At 38.5% G+C, this 16,489-nt stretch carries 16 protein-coding genes; 4 read left to right on the top strand and 12 right to left on the bottom strand.

The window, feature by feature from the left end; genetic code table 11:
- Window positions 1–15 precede the first annotated feature (15 nt).
- A complete protein-coding gene (locus JXQ92_RS00900; protein WP_421984694.1) occupies window positions 16–390 on the bottom strand; it encodes a MotA/TolQ/ExbB proton channel family protein in 375 nt (124 codons plus the stop codon).
- A 160-nt stretch (window positions 391–550) separates the two neighbouring features.
- On the opposite strand from JXQ92_RS00900, the gene JXQ92_RS00905 reads away from it, so the two are divergent.
- Both JXQ92_RS00905 and JXQ92_RS00910 read left to right on the top strand, forming a co-directional pair.
- Window positions 551–1,315, top strand: a complete 765-nt coding sequence (locus tag JXQ92_RS00905; RefSeq protein ID WP_421984695.1) for a LytR/AlgR family response regulator transcription factor — start codon at window positions 551–553, stop codon at window positions 1,313–1,315.
- Between the two features lie 297 nt (window positions 1,316–1,612).
- On the top strand, window positions 1,613–4,063 hold the full coding sequence (locus JXQ92_RS00910; RefSeq protein WP_421984696.1) for an ABC transporter permease: 2,451 nt from the start codon (window positions 1,613–1,615) through the stop codon (window positions 4,061–4,063).
- Window positions 4,064–4,130: 67 nt separating this feature from the next.
- On the opposite strand, the gene JXQ92_RS00915 is transcribed toward JXQ92_RS00910, so the two are convergent.
- The 5 genes from JXQ92_RS00915 to JXQ92_RS00935 form a co-directional block, all read right to left on the bottom strand.
- A complete protein-coding gene (locus tag JXQ92_RS00915; RefSeq protein ID WP_421984697.1) occupies window positions 4,131–4,874 on the bottom strand; it encodes a hypothetical protein in 744 nt (247 codons plus the stop codon).
- The gene (gene bioA, locus JXQ92_RS00920; protein ID WP_421984698.1) at window positions 4,871–6,172 is read right to left on the bottom strand and encodes an adenosylmethionine--8-amino-7-oxononanoate transaminase; all 1,302 of its coding nucleotides are present in this window, start codon (window positions 6,170–6,172) and stop codon (window positions 4,871–4,873) included. Before bioA ends, JXQ92_RS00915 begins: the two co-directional genes overlap by 4 nt.
- Window positions 6,165–6,776, bottom strand: a complete 612-nt coding sequence (gene bioD, locus JXQ92_RS00925) for a dethiobiotin synthase (RefSeq protein ID WP_421984699.1) — start codon at window positions 6,774–6,776, stop codon at window positions 6,165–6,167. The genes bioA and bioD overlap by 8 nt, the downstream gene beginning before the upstream one ends.
- A 21-nt stretch (window positions 6,777–6,797) precedes the next feature.
- The gene (locus JXQ92_RS00930) at window positions 6,798–8,864 is read right to left on the bottom strand and encodes an ATP-binding protein (RefSeq protein ID WP_421984700.1); all 2,067 of its coding nucleotides are present in this window, start codon (window positions 8,862–8,864) and stop codon (window positions 6,798–6,800) included.
- Window positions 8,865–8,935: 71 nt separating this feature from the next.
- Window positions 8,936–9,169, bottom strand: coding sequence for a hypothetical protein (locus tag JXQ92_RS00935; RefSeq protein ID WP_421984701.1), 234 nt, complete (start codon window positions 9,167–9,169; stop codon window positions 8,936–8,938).
- A gap of 112 nt (window positions 9,170–9,281) precedes the next feature.
- Between JXQ92_RS00935 and JXQ92_RS00940 the strand changes: the two genes are divergently transcribed.
- Window positions 9,282–11,504, top strand: a complete 2,223-nt coding sequence (locus JXQ92_RS00940) for a DUF5916 domain-containing protein (RefSeq protein ID WP_421984702.1) — start codon at window positions 9,282–9,284, stop codon at window positions 11,502–11,504.
- Here the strand turns inward: JXQ92_RS00940 and JXQ92_RS00945 are convergent.
- Entirely contained in the window at window positions 11,501–11,902 is a 402-nt protein-coding gene (locus JXQ92_RS00945; protein ID WP_421984703.1) for an OsmC family protein, read from the bottom strand. The two genes, JXQ92_RS00940 and JXQ92_RS00945, sit on opposite strands and share 4 nt — an antisense overlap.
- 105 nt (window positions 11,903–12,007) lie before the next feature.
- Here JXQ92_RS00945 and JXQ92_RS00950 point away from each other — a divergent pair, with 105 nt between their 5' ends.
- Window positions 12,008–13,024: a VWA domain-containing protein gene (locus JXQ92_RS00950; RefSeq protein ID WP_421984704.1), complete on the top strand. Its 1,017-nt coding sequence runs from the start codon at window positions 12,008–12,010 to the stop codon at window positions 13,022–13,024.
- 8 nt (window positions 13,025–13,032) lie between these two features.
- Here the strand turns inward: JXQ92_RS00950 and JXQ92_RS00955 are convergent, their stop codons facing one another.
- From JXQ92_RS00955 to JXQ92_RS00975, 5 genes are all read right to left on the bottom strand, one after another.
- Entirely contained in the window at window positions 13,033–13,641 is a 609-nt protein-coding gene (locus tag JXQ92_RS00955; protein WP_421984705.1) for a DUF1684 domain-containing protein, read from the bottom strand.
- An 8-nt stretch (window positions 13,642–13,649) separates the two neighbouring features.
- Entirely contained in the window at window positions 13,650–14,174 is a 525-nt protein-coding gene (locus JXQ92_RS00960; RefSeq protein ID WP_421984706.1) for a DUF4199 domain-containing protein, read from the bottom strand.
- Between the two features lie 99 nt (window positions 14,175–14,273).
- Window positions 14,274–14,696, bottom strand: coding sequence for a response regulator transcription factor (locus JXQ92_RS00965; protein WP_421984707.1), 423 nt, complete (start codon window positions 14,694–14,696; stop codon window positions 14,274–14,276).
- Between the two features lie 40 nt (window positions 14,697–14,736).
- On the bottom strand, window positions 14,737–15,987 hold the full coding sequence (locus JXQ92_RS00970) for an RNA polymerase sigma factor (RefSeq protein ID WP_421984708.1): 1,251 nt from the start codon (window positions 15,985–15,987) through the stop codon (window positions 14,737–14,739).
- 92 nt (window positions 15,988–16,079) lie between these two features.
- The gene (locus JXQ92_RS00975) at window positions 16,080–16,424 is read right to left on the bottom strand and encodes a YciI family protein (RefSeq protein WP_421984709.1); all 345 of its coding nucleotides are present in this window, start codon (window positions 16,422–16,424) and stop codon (window positions 16,080–16,082) included.
- Between the last annotated feature and the right edge of the window lie 65 nt (window positions 16,425–16,489).

A 16,489-nucleotide genomic window follows, 5' to 3' on the forward strand; every position in this document is an offset into this window, starting at 1 on the left:
AAAGTCGCATGAAAATCATTGATTTTGAGTCGTAATTTTCCACTTTAGTATAATCGAAATCAAAAGTGAAAGAAGATATATAATCAAACCATAAATTAAGGTGTAAGTCGCATACTTCAACCCACCAGCCAATAAGGGTAACGGCACATCTCCGACCTCCTCTATTGCACTAAAAACACTTACTAAACTTATAGTCGTTGATAGTACTCCAAAAATCAAGGCAAAGAGCCCAACCTCCCTAATTTGCGCTAACCTCTGAAAAGAATGACTCCTAAACCCAGTCATAAATGCAGACCGTGCATGAAATACTGATAGCACAAGCATCACTGCACCTATTATTGATATGATACCCATGTAGAGTGGACCTCCTTCATTAAATAAACTGATCATGATATGTTTTTTTAGTTATTTAAACTTTTCATAAAGTTATGACCCACAGGTCTAAGGCCAGAAGTTGTATCCCCATCTTAATTTGTTGTTTATCGACAAACCCTTCGTAATATGAGAAAAATGGAGATTTTAGCATCTCTTTTAGATAAAATTCATCTGCATGCAAAAAACATCAAGTCAGATCATTTTTTGGATATTGATATTCGTTTTCCTAAACATAGTTTTTGGTTCTAAGTGGGGGAACTACGGAAACTCCTTTTATTACACATCCATGCTGATGCCTGTTGCGCAAGCAACTTCCTATTTTTTCAACCTTTTCCTAGTACCTAAGTATTTATCGCAAGGAAAGTATTTCAAATTTGGCTTATACACTATCTATACAATTATTGTATCTGTATTCTTCTCGGCCGTAGTCTCGATCGTATCATTCATAATATTAGCCGACCTTAATTGGAATGAAATGAACCCAGCTGTGACCGACTTATTTCAATTGGGAATAATAATTTATTTCGTGGCCATCCTCTTTTCGTTTATCCACACATACAGTTCGGACAAAAAACATCGAATCGATTTAAGTATACTCGAAGCCAATAATGAGAAAAACCTTCAGAAAACAATTAGAGTAAAATCGAATAGAAAGATACTTTCAATCAATATTTCAGACATTCTGTACATTGAGAGTTTAGCAGACTACGTAAAGCTCCACACCTTAAATGAAGTCATTATAACTAAAGAGAAAATCAGTACGCTAGAAAAAACATTACCAAGCTGGTTCATTCGGATTCACAGATCCTACCTGATTGATCAAAATAGACTTAATTCTTATGGACATGACTTTGTCGAGTTAAACTCCACTAAACTCCCGATAGGCCGAAAGTATAAGAAAGAAGCCATAGAGAAATTTGAAGAGCGTCAGGTCAGTTAGTCTAAATCACAGAAGGGCCTCATTTCTAGAAATACATCAGCAGCCCTAATCAACTGATCTACCTTGGTAATCTATAATTAAAGATTTACCTGCACACTTCATAACTCTCTCATTATAAAGAAGTTAACAAAACACGAGACTAAGGCAGAATCTGTTCAAGTCCGCACATAATCAGTTCAATAACGTTCAGGGTAATTTCGGAGAAATTACTAAACAGGCCTTTTTAGAGTTCTATGACGGTTTATCACTTATGGCATTACCATTGAATAGCTTATAAGCGGATAGAATAAAATACACATGCTGAAGAGTTACCTCCTAATTTCACTCCGAAACATTCGGGGTAATAAAGGGTCGTCTGTACTTAATATTTTGTGCCTTACACTCGGTATGGCTACTTGCCTTTTCATATTTAACTATGTAAGGTTTGAGTACAGCTATGATAGTTTTCATGAAAAGGCTAAACAGATTCACCGAATTGAAACCGACACCTACTTTAGACAGGAGATTGTAAAGACAAATGCTTTTACAAAGTTTGGCGCAGCAGCAGATCTGAAAAATACTTTCTCTGAAATTGATAATACTGCAAGGCTTATACCTTTTTCCGAAAACAGTTCTGCCTTTCTACTTTCTCGGGATATTGATAGTACCAAACGGACTACTTTTGTAGACAAAGCTTACTATTCAGAATCATCTTTCTTTGATATATTCTCTCTTGAATGGCTTGAAAAAGACGAAGACGAATCTCTGTTGAATGAGAATGGTCTTGTAGTTTCTACTACTACCGCCGAGCGTCTTTTTCCAAAACTGATTCAGAATGGGAAATCAATTCTTGGGCAAAAAGTGAACATTCGAATATCAAGTCAAAATGAAGAAACTTGGACAATCCAAGGAGTCTTCGAACCACTACCCAAAAATTCTCACCTAACCTTTGGGGCATTATTCTCTCTTTCAGGAAAGGACTTTTTATTGAATTCCAATAGTCAAGAAAACACCTATACTTATGCCCTCGTCAACGATGACTATGATCGACAATTGTTCAAAGAAAGACTAGTCGATCGAGATAGTCTTTCCGAGCTCTCTTATAAGCAATTGGACTACTTATCGCTCAGACCCTTACGAGAAATTCACACCTCAACCAACGTTTCAAATGACCCAGGGCAGAGTGCAAAACCCACTTTCATCTTGTTCTTAATCGTGATGGGGTCAATTATCTTAATTCTTGCAGCCACCAATTATATCAATAGTTCTATCATCAATTCTATCGAAAGGTCTAAAGAGGTCGGTATTCGAAAATTACTAGGCGTAAGACCGATTCAACTGATTTTTAACATTCTAGTAGAATCAGGATTTATCAATCTAATCTCTGGTCTTTTGGCACTCGGCGTATTCTTATTTGGTGTTCGCTCAGTCGACGTTTTTACGACCATTGACTATCCTAATGTATTAAACGCCAATGTCATGGTAGCGAGTGGCCTGTCGCTCGTTGTCATCATCATTATAGCGGCCATACTCTCAGGTTACTTTCCAGCCCGTCTTCTAATTAACCTGAAACCGATAGAAGCTATGCGGGGCAAAAACCAAGTGGTCAATTCAAAACAGTCTTCCAAAGGTTCGGGAATTATGCGGATTCTCCTCGTTTTCCAGATCACCGTGAGTATCATTTTCGTATCTGGACTCTTTATCGTTCAAAAACAACTGAATTATGTCAAAGACAAAGAAAATAAGAGCTTTAGGATGAACCTAACGGCAAAATTTCCGGGGCTGACTGGCGCGAATGATGACTATGCTAGGCAAATTCAAGGATTTATTAGCGCTTTGATCAAAGACGACAAAATTGAATCGGCTGATATTTCAAACCTCTACAATGGTCAAATCAAAATGCGTCAGGCCATCAAGCCACTTTATCAAGTGGGGGGCGACACTACAGCTTTAGTCGCTAAATTCGATCTTTTTGTAATTGATTATCAATATTTCGATGGTCTGAAAGAGCAATTTTTAGCTGGCACAAATTTTAATAGAAGGTTTGGCTATGACTATAACAGCGTGATTATTAATGAGTCGGCTTTAGAAGCCATGAGGTTTGCATCACCAGATTCGGCCCTTTCTAAATTCATTCGACCTTATAATGGCCCTTTAAAAATTAAGGGCATCATCAAAAATGATTCAACCAATGATATTCCGAAAGTTTACGTTACTGGTCTACGCTACCCAACCTATTTCGATATAACTATTTTAGCCAGGGGAAATTCTGCCGAAAAGCTTAACACCGCTGTAACAACTGCTCAAAACAATCTTAATAGGCAGCTTAGCGGGATATATTTTCTCACAAGAAAATATGATCAACAACTTACGATGGAGAAGAATTTGGTTAAGATCTTCTTTGCTTTTACACTTATGGCAGTCTTTATTGCCTCATTGGGAATTTTCGGATTGTCCTCCTTTACTGCTTTAAAAAGAGCCAAAGAAATAAGTATCAGAAAAATACTAGGGGCCAATATTCAGCAAATACTCTACTTACTTGTTCATGATTTCTTGAGACTAATGTTTATTGGAAGCGCCATTGCAATACCAATGGTGTTTTACGCTGCAAGAGAGTGGCTCGAAAATTATGCATTTAGGATTAACTTGCATTTGGGTATTACGCTCTTACCCATATTAATCATGTGTCTTCTTTCTATCAGTATAATCGTGAGACAGTCTTGGAGTACTAGCATTCAAAGTCCTCTACAATCCTTAAGAAGTAGCTAAAGGAAAGGGCATTCATCTGTAAAGACCATCTAATTGGATGAATACTTTACAATTGAAAAAACTATTGCTAATCGTTTCTTACAGCACCCGCCAAAGTATCATGGTGTTCTAGAAGAAGAGACCTCAAATAACTACCAATCGTGTAAACACTTTCAAAACCAGCTTTTTTTGCCGCAGCATTTTCTGTTTCAATTGGAATATCAGCACTCTCAGCAAAATGCTTGATATCACGGTAAAAGCCCAATGTGAAAATATCTACTTCCCCACCAAAAATCTTAGTGAAGATAAGGTTGGTATCACGGCCTATTTCAGTTAAATAGACGTTCTCCATTTCCCTCTGTCTTAAAAGCTCTTCTTGCTTTCCTGCCAGCGCTTGAAACATTTCTACATGGTAGTAGTCAAACTGGGTAAACCTTTCATTGAATTCTTCTAAAGACGGCCCTTCCACTATAGATTCTTCCTGCCAAGACACCATCCTGTAATAAGGCCTGCCGTAACCTTGGTCAAGCGTTGCTGAATTATCTCTACGTTTATCCATTTCAGCAGCCGAGAAATGTTTTCCTAAATCTTTTACAGGATACATTAAAAGTAAATCCCACTGATCGCCTTGAGAGTGACGCATAAGAAATGGCTTTTCTATACCAGCACGTTCATAATTTTTAAGATCGGCCTTGATCACATCAATTAAATCCAATAATTGACCTGGGTTCGCACGCATGGTAATTACTTTATAGTATACATTATTAGCTTGTTGCGCTTGGCAATTGGTAAATAAGCATACCGTAAGAAGTAATAAAAAGTACTTTTTCATAATTCGTTATTTTCGATCAGCATAGGATATTCTTCCAGAAAGTTAAAGATAGTTTGGTAAATAAAATCTAAGTCTTCATCTGAAATGATATAAGGAGGTATTAAGTAAATAACATTCCCAAGTGGTCGGATGAGTATGCCCTTGTCAATAAAATATGGATATAAGTGATGTCTGGCTTCATTGAAATAGGAAGTATCTCTATCCGTATTAAGCTCGAAAGCAATAATTGTCCCAAGAATCCGGGTATTTCTTACCAAAGCATGCTGAGCTATTTTTTGACTAAATGCTGTATGGCGCCGGTTTATTCTAGTTCTATTTTCAGTACACTTTTCATCCAGCAATAGGTCTAGGGAAGCATTTGCCACAGCGCACGTGATTGGGTTTGCGGTAAATGAGTGCCCATGAAAAAAGGTCTTCATTAAATCGCTTGATCGATAGGCATCTTGAATTCTTTGTGAACAGGTAGTAATACCCATGGCTAAAGCTCCGCCTGTTAAACCTTTAGAAAGACACATGATATCTGGGTTTGTTTTTAAAGAATCAGCAGCAAACAATTCTCCTGTTCTACCAAAACCCGTCATCACTTCATCAGCAATACAAATCACATCATTGGTTTGTGCCAAGCTGATCATACGATCTAATAAGTCTTTATCATAAACCCTCATTCCAGAAGCACCTTGTGCCAAAGGTTCGTAGATAAAGGCGGCTACGTCATTAGTCGCTATTATCTGCTGGAAATGATTCCAAACTTCTTCGTCATTTTCACCATTTGGAAAATCCACAAAGTCCACCTCAAATAAAAATGGATCGAATGGTGATGTAAATGGGCCTCTTTCCCCGACTGACATAGCACCAAATGTATCGCCATGATAGGCACCATCAATTGCAATTATTTTACGTTTCTCAATGCCTTGATTGTGGAAAAATTGAAAAGCCATTTTCATGGCTACTTCCACGGCTGTACTACCATTATCAGAATAGAAAATCTTCGATTGATTTTCGGGAAGAATCTCGAGGAGCCTTTCTGCTAAGCGAATAGCTGGCTCATGGGTAAAGCCAGCGAAGATAACATGCTCCAACTGGGCTGCTTGTGATGCAATGGCCTCAGCAAGGTATGGGTGACTATGACCATGAATATTTACCCACCACGAAGAAATAGCATCGATTATTTTCTCACCTTCTTCGGTGTATAAATTAACCCCTTCGGCCTTTTCAATCATTAGAGGACTTTCCATTCCTCGTAAGGGCGTAAATGGGTGCCAAATAGCAGCCTCATCTCTTTTTATCCAATCAGTCATACCAATTCAGTAATAATTCATCGGCCCAATACTCTACTACTTCCTTATTAATCAAACCCAGTTTTGGAAGGCGTAGCAACACCTTAAAACCCGAATGTTTCTCAATAATTCGCTCACTTTCGGGATTAGATTCTCCATTGAATATGATCCCTTTAACAGGAATATTATTGCGTTTTAAAAAGTCTATGCTCAACAAGGTATGGTTGATGCTTCCTAAGTATAAGTTGGCTACTAAAATTACCGGAGCCTTGAGTTCAACAGCAATATCAATAACAAAATCTTCATCATTCAGTGGCACCAGAAGACCACCAGCGCCTTCAATCACAATGTCATTCTTAGTTTCAGGGAGAACGAAATCGTCTAGTTGAATATGCAGGTGTTCAAATTTAGCAGCAGCATGAGGCGAAGCTGGTAATTTGAGTAAGTGTGTTTCTGGATGAAATTTAGTGATCGAATTCTTCACCAAGCTGCTTACCGTTTCTGTGTCGGTAGGCAAACCGGCTTGAACGGGCTTCCAGTAATCTGCTTTTAGTGCCTCTGTTAAAATTGCAGACACTAGGGATTTACCACTATCTGTGCCTATAGCTGTTACGAAAAATGTCATGCATTGAATTAAGATTGCAAGTTAAGAGACAAATGGAAATCGACGCCTTCCAGCCGTAATCAATTTGCGTTTGAGTTCATCAAATCTGATTGGCTTGGTTAAATAATCGTCCATACCAATTTCCATCGCTTTATCAATATCTTCTTGAAATGCATTGGCCGAGAACCCGATAATATATGGCTGACGGATTAGTTCTTTTTTACGAATGATTTTGGTTGCCTCATATCCATCTAAATTTGGCATTGATATATCCATTAGGATAACGTCGTACGCTGCACGCTCAATTTCAGCAATTACATCCAGCCCATTAGAAACCACTTTTGGGGTAAAGCCTAATCGTTCTAAAAATATAACTGTCAGCTTTCTATTGACGGCATTATCTTCTGCAAAGAGAATCTTAATTGGGTAATCATCACAGATTTTATTTTTGTTTGGTGCTATTGTATTTTGAACACCTACCTTAAGGTATTCTTGAATTTCTACCTCAAGGGCCAGTTTTACTCTAGCGCTAAATGAAAACTGAGACCCTACACCCACCTCACTCTTCACCGATACTTTACCATGGAAAAGTTTTACCAGTCTTTTTACAATAGCCAAACCGAGTCCGGTACCTCCAAATTTTCTCGAATGAGATGAATCTGCTTGTGTAAACTCCTTAAATAATGAGTCTAGTTTCTTCTGAGGAATCCCTATCCCCGTATCCTTAATTTGAAATTCTAGGTGTGCATGCTTGGTAGTAACTTTATTCAACGAAACATTTATAGTAACACTTCCTCTCTCTGTAAATTTTATTGCGTTTGAAAGCAAATTGAGCAGAATTTGACGTAATCTTCCACGGTCAGTTTTAATAAATTCAGGAATATCATTTGCAATGATTTTGTTCACCGCCAAGTCCTTTTTTTGGGCCTCGAATGAAATAAGTCCTATGGCATCATCGATCATTTTCTCGAGTGAGAATACATGTTCTTCGAACGACAATTTTCCTGATTCAATTTTTGAGTAATCAAGAATATCATTGAGAATCCTTAATAGTGTATCTCCGCTAGCTTGAATAGTGTCTACAAACTCGCGTTGGTCTTCATTTAAATTGGAGTCGGCCAATAAACTAGTCATACCGATTACACCATTCATTGGGGTTCTTATTTCATGACTCATTGTGGCTAAGAAATTACTCTTGGCTTTGGTTGCGTTTTCAGCAGCAGTTTTGGCCTTTCTCAGTTCAATTTCAAGATTCTTCTGAGCTGAAATATCTCGTGCAATAACGAATACTTGGGATTCATCTAGTTTTATAAATCGCCCTTCATACGTAGATTCCTTACCCGGTTTACCGAATTGATATTCTAGCGTTTGTAATTCCCCTGTTTTAAATGCGTTTTCAATAGCGTCTGTAAAGACTGTTCCTAAAGGCTCTGGTATCACATCTTTTACACGCTTCCCAAGAAATTGCTCAGGCTTAAACCAAAGCCGATCTTCTTCTTGCACTTGGTAGTCTATGTATCTTGCCTCTCTGTCCATTGTAAACAGCGCATCTGGAATAGCTTCCAATATCATTGCTTGCTGAAGCTCGCTTTGTTTGAGCTCCAACTCTGCCTTGTATATGCTCGTAACATTTCTGGCAACACATGTTACATAATCAATTTCTCCAGAAATACTGGTATGCGGAAATTCAAATATTTCCAACATTTGAGTTTGCTCCTGTTTATCGTAAACCTCTATAAAATAAGGTGATTTGACACTAGAACCACTTCTGAAAATTTCCTTTACGTGTGTGGCAATTTTATCATTGATTTTATTGGGTGTAATGAGGCTTCGAAAATGCATTTCTCCATCGCTTTTTGCATAACCGAGTGTTCTTTCCACATTACTCGATACATAGTTAATTACACCAGTTTTATTGTATCTAAAAACAAAATCTGCTGAGTGATCCATCAAAAGTTCGAAAGTATCAGTTATTGCTTCATTACGCATTTTTACAATAATCAGCTTGTCTTCAAGCCGCATGACTTTCCTTCTATACTTAAATAAGAAGTAACTCACTATAAGCAGTATTGGGAATACTGCTATTAAAAAATAGGAATACTCAGACATCTAGTGTTTTGCAAGATTTAAGTAAAGTTACCATATAATATTATTCATTAACTATAGAAGTATAACTAGTATTAATATTTCATGGCCTTTTTCAACGATAATGCCATTGCATTAAATCGTGTAATTGATTCTTTTATGAATTCATCAGACAAAATTCCGTCTATTTCTTCTTCTAGTACATCGAACTCACTTACCTTAAAAGTCTGCTCAAAAGGACCCTTTTCTAACTTTATAATATACTTACCATTCCAACTGAAGACGGTTATTTTGCACGCTTTCCCATCTATTTCTTTAACTACCCTCATTTGTTAATTAAAATTTTGTCAAAGATAGTCTTTCTATGAAATCAACCGCCTGTCAGAAAGCATAGACTGTTTTTTGAAGAGTCATGAAATAAAATTATTGTTGCAATCCAACATGTTCAACCTTAGAATACTAACCTCTATTTTATTTTGTGTCCTAGGCTTTTCTGCCTTGGCCCAAGAACGGAAGCAAGTCCGGATTCAAAGGGCATCAGACAACATAGTTCTTGATGGGTTAATGAATGAAAAGACATGGGAAATTGCCGATGTCGCCAATAATTATCAACAAAACTTTCCAAGTGATAGCATAAGTGCCAATGCATTAACAGAAATGCGTTTTACCTATGATGACAAGTACATTTACATTGGGGCAAAAATGTACAATACCGGTTCAAATGGTTATGTAACACCTTCTCTAAGAAGGGATTTTCGAGGCGGTGGAAACGATATGTTTATCGTACACTTCGATACCTTCGACGATAAGACAAATGCTTTTCAATTCGGGATAAATCCGTTTGGTGTAAGGCGCGAAGGCTTAGTCTCAAATGGAGGTGGAAATAGAGGTGACCTATCACTTGACTGGGAAAACAAATGGCGAGGAGAAGCTACTCAGCACGATGGCTATTGGATGGTAGAAATGGCCATACCTTTTAAGAGCATTAGATTCAAAGAAGGCGGTACAATTTGGAATATTAATTCATATCGTATCGATAGCAACACTGGCGAACGTTCAGCCTGGAATCCGATACCACGAAATTTTGTACTCTATTCCTTAGCACACACTGGACAATTGATTTGGGATAAACCGCTAAAAAATCCTGGGGCCAATATCGCTGTAATTCCTTATATATCGGCTAACATGAATGGCGAAGGAGGCTATGTTCCGACTGGTGAAACGGACGCACTCCCGAGGTCATCAGATGCTTCAGGTGATTTTGGCTTTGATGCTAAAATCGGAGTTGGCCCGGCACTGAATCTTGATTTAACAGTTAACCCAGATTTCTCTCAAGTTGAAGTAGATCGGCAGGTCACTAACCTCGATCGATTCGAAATATTTTTTCCAGAACGCAGGCAGTTTTTCCTTGAAAACGCAGATTTGTTTGGTCAATTCGGAGCTGATGGTTTACGCCCGTTTTTTTCTAGACGGATTGGGGTTTCTAGGGACGAATCGACCGGGACGAATATTCAAAATAAAATTAATTTCGGCGCACGGTTAAGCGGAAAATTGAATAATAATTGGCGAATCGGCATTTTGAATATGCAGGCAGCTGAAGAATCGGACATTAACCTTCCTAAACTCAATTACACCGTTGCAGCTTTACAGCGCAAGGTATTTAGCAGGTCTAATATTGGATTGATATTCATCAATAAACAAGATCTAAACAATGAAAACGGAAGTGCCTTTAATCAATATAATCGCGTTTTAGGCATTGATTATAATCTTGCTTCGGCGGATAATGTATGGAATGGTAAAATATTCTATCACCAATCATTTGACAAAACAGATGCGGATGATTCATATGCGACAGCTGCTAGCATTAGCTACTCTACAATCGACTGGCGTGTTGAAGCTTTAGTACAACAAGTGGGTGATAATTATAATCCAGAGGTTGGCTTTGCCCGAAGAAGCGGATATAACAGAGGTAACCTGAGTGTTACGAAAAACTTTTACCCTGAAAAGGGAGCATTTCAGCAACTAAACCCATTCGTTTCTGTTGACTTTTTTGAAAACGACTTAAATGGAACGACAGACTCTGAATATCGTGTAGGACTACGTAGCCAGTTACAAAATACAGGGCGTATAAACGCTAGCCTTGTACGAAACTTTATATATCTATTTTCGGATTTCGACCCTACACGAGAAGGCAACCTAGCGCTCCCCGAAGGCAACGAGTATACATTCACGAATTTTGAGGCAGACTATAATTCAGACACGCGAAAAAAGTTTTATTACACACTCAGAACCAGTTATGGTGAGTATTTCAACGGAGATCGATTTAGCTTAGGCGGTGCAATAAATTATCGGTTTCAGCCCTATGGTCTTATTAGCCTAAACTATAATTACAATAACATTAGACTGCCCGATCCATATGGCGATGCAGACATTATTCTCTTTGGGCCTAGGTTCGACATCACCTTCTCAAAATCCCTATTCTGGACTACTTTTATTCAGTATAACAGCCAGATTGATAACCTGAACGTTAATTCGAGACTTCAATGGAGGTTTAAGCCAGTATCTGACATTTTTATTGCATATACTGATAATTACTTCCCAAATGACTTTGTGAATAAAAACCGGGCACTCGTCATCAAGCTTACCTATTGGCTTAACCTTTAGCGGTTAATGGTAAAAGTATGGCTCATTTCTGCACTTAAAGATCCAGCGACAGAGCAATATTTCGTAGCGGCTAAATGGCCTAATTTTTCGAATTCTTCTTGTTTCGCATCTGGTGAATCCAATACGAAATGTAAACGGATATGGGTAAACCCTCTTGGATGATCGTCCCTTCTATCTCCTTCTGCTTCAACCGATAAACCATTGACGGTGCGTTTTCTTTTCTTCAGCATCTGTACTAGATCTACGGATGCACACCCTGCCAAAGCAGACAATAATAATTCGGTAGGCGATTGCGCTTTCTTCTCTTCAGGTGCACGCATATCAATCTGAACTTTATTGCCATTTTCGTTGATGGCTTCAAATTCATAATCTCCTAGTAACGTGGTTGTTGTCTTCATATTGTCTGAAATTGTATGGCTTGCAAATTTAAACTAATTAAACACCTAACTGTACAATAAGAAAATAAGTTTCACGGTTTTAGGGGGAACTCAAAACCTAAGAAAATGCAACAATCAAAACTTTATTTCTTCCTTTTAATGGTCTCAGCGCTGTTTACAATGTCTTGTAACAGCGACGACAGTGAAAACTTAAACCTAGCTGTCACTATTGAAGATCAATTTGTAAACCTACCGTCCAATGTATCGGTATTTTTTAGAGTAGAGGACGCCGCCGGTAACGGCGTGGCTGGCCTTACTGAAAACGACTTTGTTATCTATGAAAACGGTGCCATAATTTCAGAATTTGAGGCCACTCGGAAGATTCAACCCAATGAACAAGTATTCGATTACCACATTACGCTTATGCTCGATTTAAGTGGGAGTGTGCTCGGTAGTGAAAATTTAGAGGCGCTAAAAACAGCTTCGAAAAGCTTTATTGATGAAGTGGTTCCATCTGATGATAAAACCAATGCTCAAGCCATAAAAATGGACATTTGGTGGTTTGATGGCTCTGAAAACATCAAACAGCTGCAAGCTGTTTCGACGAGTGCTACAGAGTTAAAAGCTTCTATTGACAATATTTCGCCAGCTATGAGCTCTGATAACTCTACCAATTTATTTGGTGCAGTGATACAAGGTATTGAAGTAGCCACTCAAAAATTAACACAAACCAGAAACCTCGATGAGATTGCCTCAAGTGCAGTGGTAATCTTTACAGATGGCACGGATCAGGCCAACAGAAACACAAAAGGACAAGCATTGTCGGCAGTTTCCAATGCCGATAGAGATTTATCAATCTACACTATTGGACTAGGGGGAGAAATAGACGAACAAGTCTTGCGCGAAATTGGAAAAACAAGCTTCGTTTCGGCTGCAAATATTGGAGAACTCTTGGACAGCTTTAGAGAAATAGGAGATCTCATTAATGGTCGGGCGAATAGTTATTATTTATTGGAATATTGTTCACCTAAAAGATCGGGCAACAACCAACTCACTATCGAGGTAAATAAAGGGGCACTTGTGGGGAAAGCCAATTCTCTTTTCGATGCCTCTGACTTTAACGGAAGCTGCACGCTAGAATAAATTTATCCCTACCAACCTTTGATGCCCGCTTCTATTGGGATGGGCAAATGATTTGGTTCGGGAACTTTAGGACATTCGTATCTATCGCTGTAAGCGCAACTTGGATTGTAGAGCTTGTTAAAATCTACAACCCATTCCTCTCCTTCTGGAATACCCTCATAGTGAAGATATCTTCCGGCGCTATAGGTGCTTCCACCCGTAGTCGCATCCATAATTGGTAGAAATACATAGACCTTTTTTGTACGAAGCGCAAAACTCTGTACTTGCACGTACGCCTCAAGTGTATAAGGTTCTCCTTTCAGCTGAAAATGAAGAATACCAATACGCCTGTAAATTCTTGTGGTTCCTTTACTCGTTCCTAAGGCAAAAGGTTTGGATTCTGGAGTTTCCTCGAACCTTGCTTTTACGCTATAGGTGGGATCAGGTTTAAAAAATGTATGCCCCTTGAAGTTCTCTCTTCCAAGGGCTGTTAATGGCGACTTTTGCGGATCTAGAAATTCTTCATTCTGGGTTCTCCGATATTCAGCGATCTCTTTATAAAAGGCGCTATCCTGAGCCTTTATCAAACTCAGGATAGTGAATAAAAAAATTACCGATAAAAGATATTTCTTCTTCATTCTAGAAATTATGCAGGTGTTGTATGCTCACTTGATTTTAATACTAAACTACTAATTACACTAATTACCACGCCAATTAAGAATACGGTTACAAACATTAGAATGGTTCCACCGATTGGCGTATACATAAAGCTATCACTTCCATTCATTAATGCCTCAAATTTTTCTTCAAAGGCAGGTGTTCCTATTTCGAGTCCTTCAACATGCGCTAAATATTGCTCATTGAAATCCGGCATAATCCAGGTTACGAATATAAAATTATACAAGCCCCATGCCAGACCCCCAATAGCCGATATAGCCAAACCAATTCTCATCGATTCACCAAAACTAATCACCCCATTATTTACTTTGTCTCTATGGTTTTTAACGGCCACAAAAATAAGTGCCATAGCAACAATCATTGAAGAATAACCAATTACCTCTCCTGCATCGAAAGTTTCTGGTCCATATCCGTAAATAAGACCAAAAATGATTGGCACTCCCATGAGAATACCGAAGACATAAGGGGAATAAATTTTAAGTACTCTTTTCATATCATTTGTTGTTTTGTTTACCCAAATCAACTTTAAACCAATAATTGAAGACTCATACTTAAGTACCAATCTAACTATTCATACGAAAGTAGGAGCCTTCTAACTGATCACGCGCCATTCTTTGGCCCTAGTTACAGCTTGCGTTCTTCGTTTCACATCTAGTTTCACAAAAAGGCTTGAAACATGTGTTTTGATAGTACTCTCCGAAACAAAAAGTCGTTCGGCAATTTCTTGATTCGATAACCCTTGGGCAATCAATTTAAGTACTTCCATTTCTCTAGTACTAATTCCTAAGGAATTGATCTTCTCCACATCAATTTCGTGGGACGGAGCAACTTCAATGACTTTATCTTTTTTAATGTTTCCACCCAAGTAGATTCCAAGAGCAATTAAAATAACGGCGGCAATACTAATCACTACATCTGCCGGTAGACTAGGGATAAACAGAGAGACGTTACTAAGTTGAAAAAGTACAAGTAAGGCCACAATGATTAAACCAAAGCGCAATACTGTTTTAAGCATACTGCAATTAATAAAATTCTAGATCAAAAATATATAGCAATCACTTACCAATCCAAGACTGCAGCTTCTTTTCGAGAAAACGGCGCTCGGCAATATTGAGAGATTCTGCAATCGCCTTCTGAAGATAAAGTCTTGCTTGAGGCCACTTTTCCAGGTCGGCATAGAGATCGGCTTTTAGGGCATTGAATGATTGATTTCCTTTTATCTCAGATTCAGTAGCTTCCATTACTTCCAAAGCTATGGCAGGCCCTGCCACTTTGCTCAAAACCACCACCCTACTCATTTGCACTACGGGCGCTGGTTTCAACTTAACCAAGGAATCATACAGACCTAGGATCACCTTCCAATTCGTTACCTCATAGTTTTTAGCCGTAGTATAATAAGCAGAAATGGCTGCTTCTAGTTGATAAACCGAGGAGCCTTCGTGCAAAGATGACTCTTTGAGAAATTTCCAGCCCCATTTGATATACTCTTCGTCGTAGAGACTTCTATCTTGATGTTCTAAGGTCAATAAATTACCGGCCTTATCTATTCTGGCAGGAAACCTAGCGGCTTTAAAGAGCATCATAGAAATAAGTGCCTGAAGTTCACCCTTGTCGCAACTCTTCTCATTAGTCAGCAAAAAACCAAGCCGGATAGCTTCTTCACACAAGTCTTGTTTAATCAGATTTTCACCCTCTGTAGCCTTATAACCTTCGTTGAAAAGTAAATAGATAACTTGCAATACTTCAGCCAAACGTGATTCAATAGCCTCGCCTTTCGGTACAACTAGTTCACCCACTTCCTCCTTAAATTTTTTCTTAGCTCGTGTAATGGCTTTTTTTGCGGCCTCTTCTTTTTTCAGCAGCGCACGAGCAATTTCCTTAATCGACAAACCACATAAGAGCTTCAGGCTTAGCATAAGCTGCTCACTTGGTTTCATTGCCGGATGACAGCATGCAAATATCATTCGAAGCTGATCGTCGACAAGGCTGCTTTCTTCTGGAAGTTCTAAGCTCTCCGCATCTTTGTTCAATTCAATAGAAGCCTGATCATCCCAGTCGGCATTCTTTTTATCCTTGCGCAAAAAATCAATCAGTTGGTTATTGGCTACCCTATATATCCAAGCCGAAGGATTATCAGGCATAGGTTGATATGACCATATTTTTGCTGCTTTATAAAGCGCTTCTTGCACAGCATCTTCAATCTTGTCGATTAAATGGGGAGAATAGCGGTTGGTGAATAGAGAAACTAACTTTCCATATTCATGTCGAAATAAGTGATCGAGTGTACTATTAACTGGATTAGACATAAAAATTTGGTTAAAAAAAACCGTGTCTTACTTTAAAAAAATGGCCAGCAAAAAAAGCACTTGAGAATTTCTATTCCCAAGTGCATAAGACATTACATATCTGAGATTTCCCTTACTTCTATGTGGCCATCTTCAGCATCTAAAATAGGGCAGCCTTTTGAAAGCTCAGTGGCTTCATCCAAAGAACTGGCGTTTACCATTAAGTAACCTCCTACTATTTCAGCACCTTCAGCAAAAGGTCCGTCCGTAACAACTTTACCACCTTTGGACACTTGTTTTCCTGCTGCTTTTAATGGCAATCCGTCTATTAATTGGCCTTTTTCGGCTAGTCCTTGCATCCAAACACCCCATTCAGCCATATGAGCCTGAACTTCTTCCGGCGACATTGTTGCCATTCGCGCGTCGCCTCCTCTAAATAGATATAAATACTTTTGCATTGTCTTAAAAAATTATGATTCAAAATATAGTTCAAAAAATCGCGATTCACCTTATAGACGTAAGT

This window comes from Roseivirga sp. (assembly GCF_049099775.1).
Lineage (GTDB): Bacteria > Bacteroidota > Bacteroidia > Cytophagales > Cyclobacteriaceae > Roseivirga.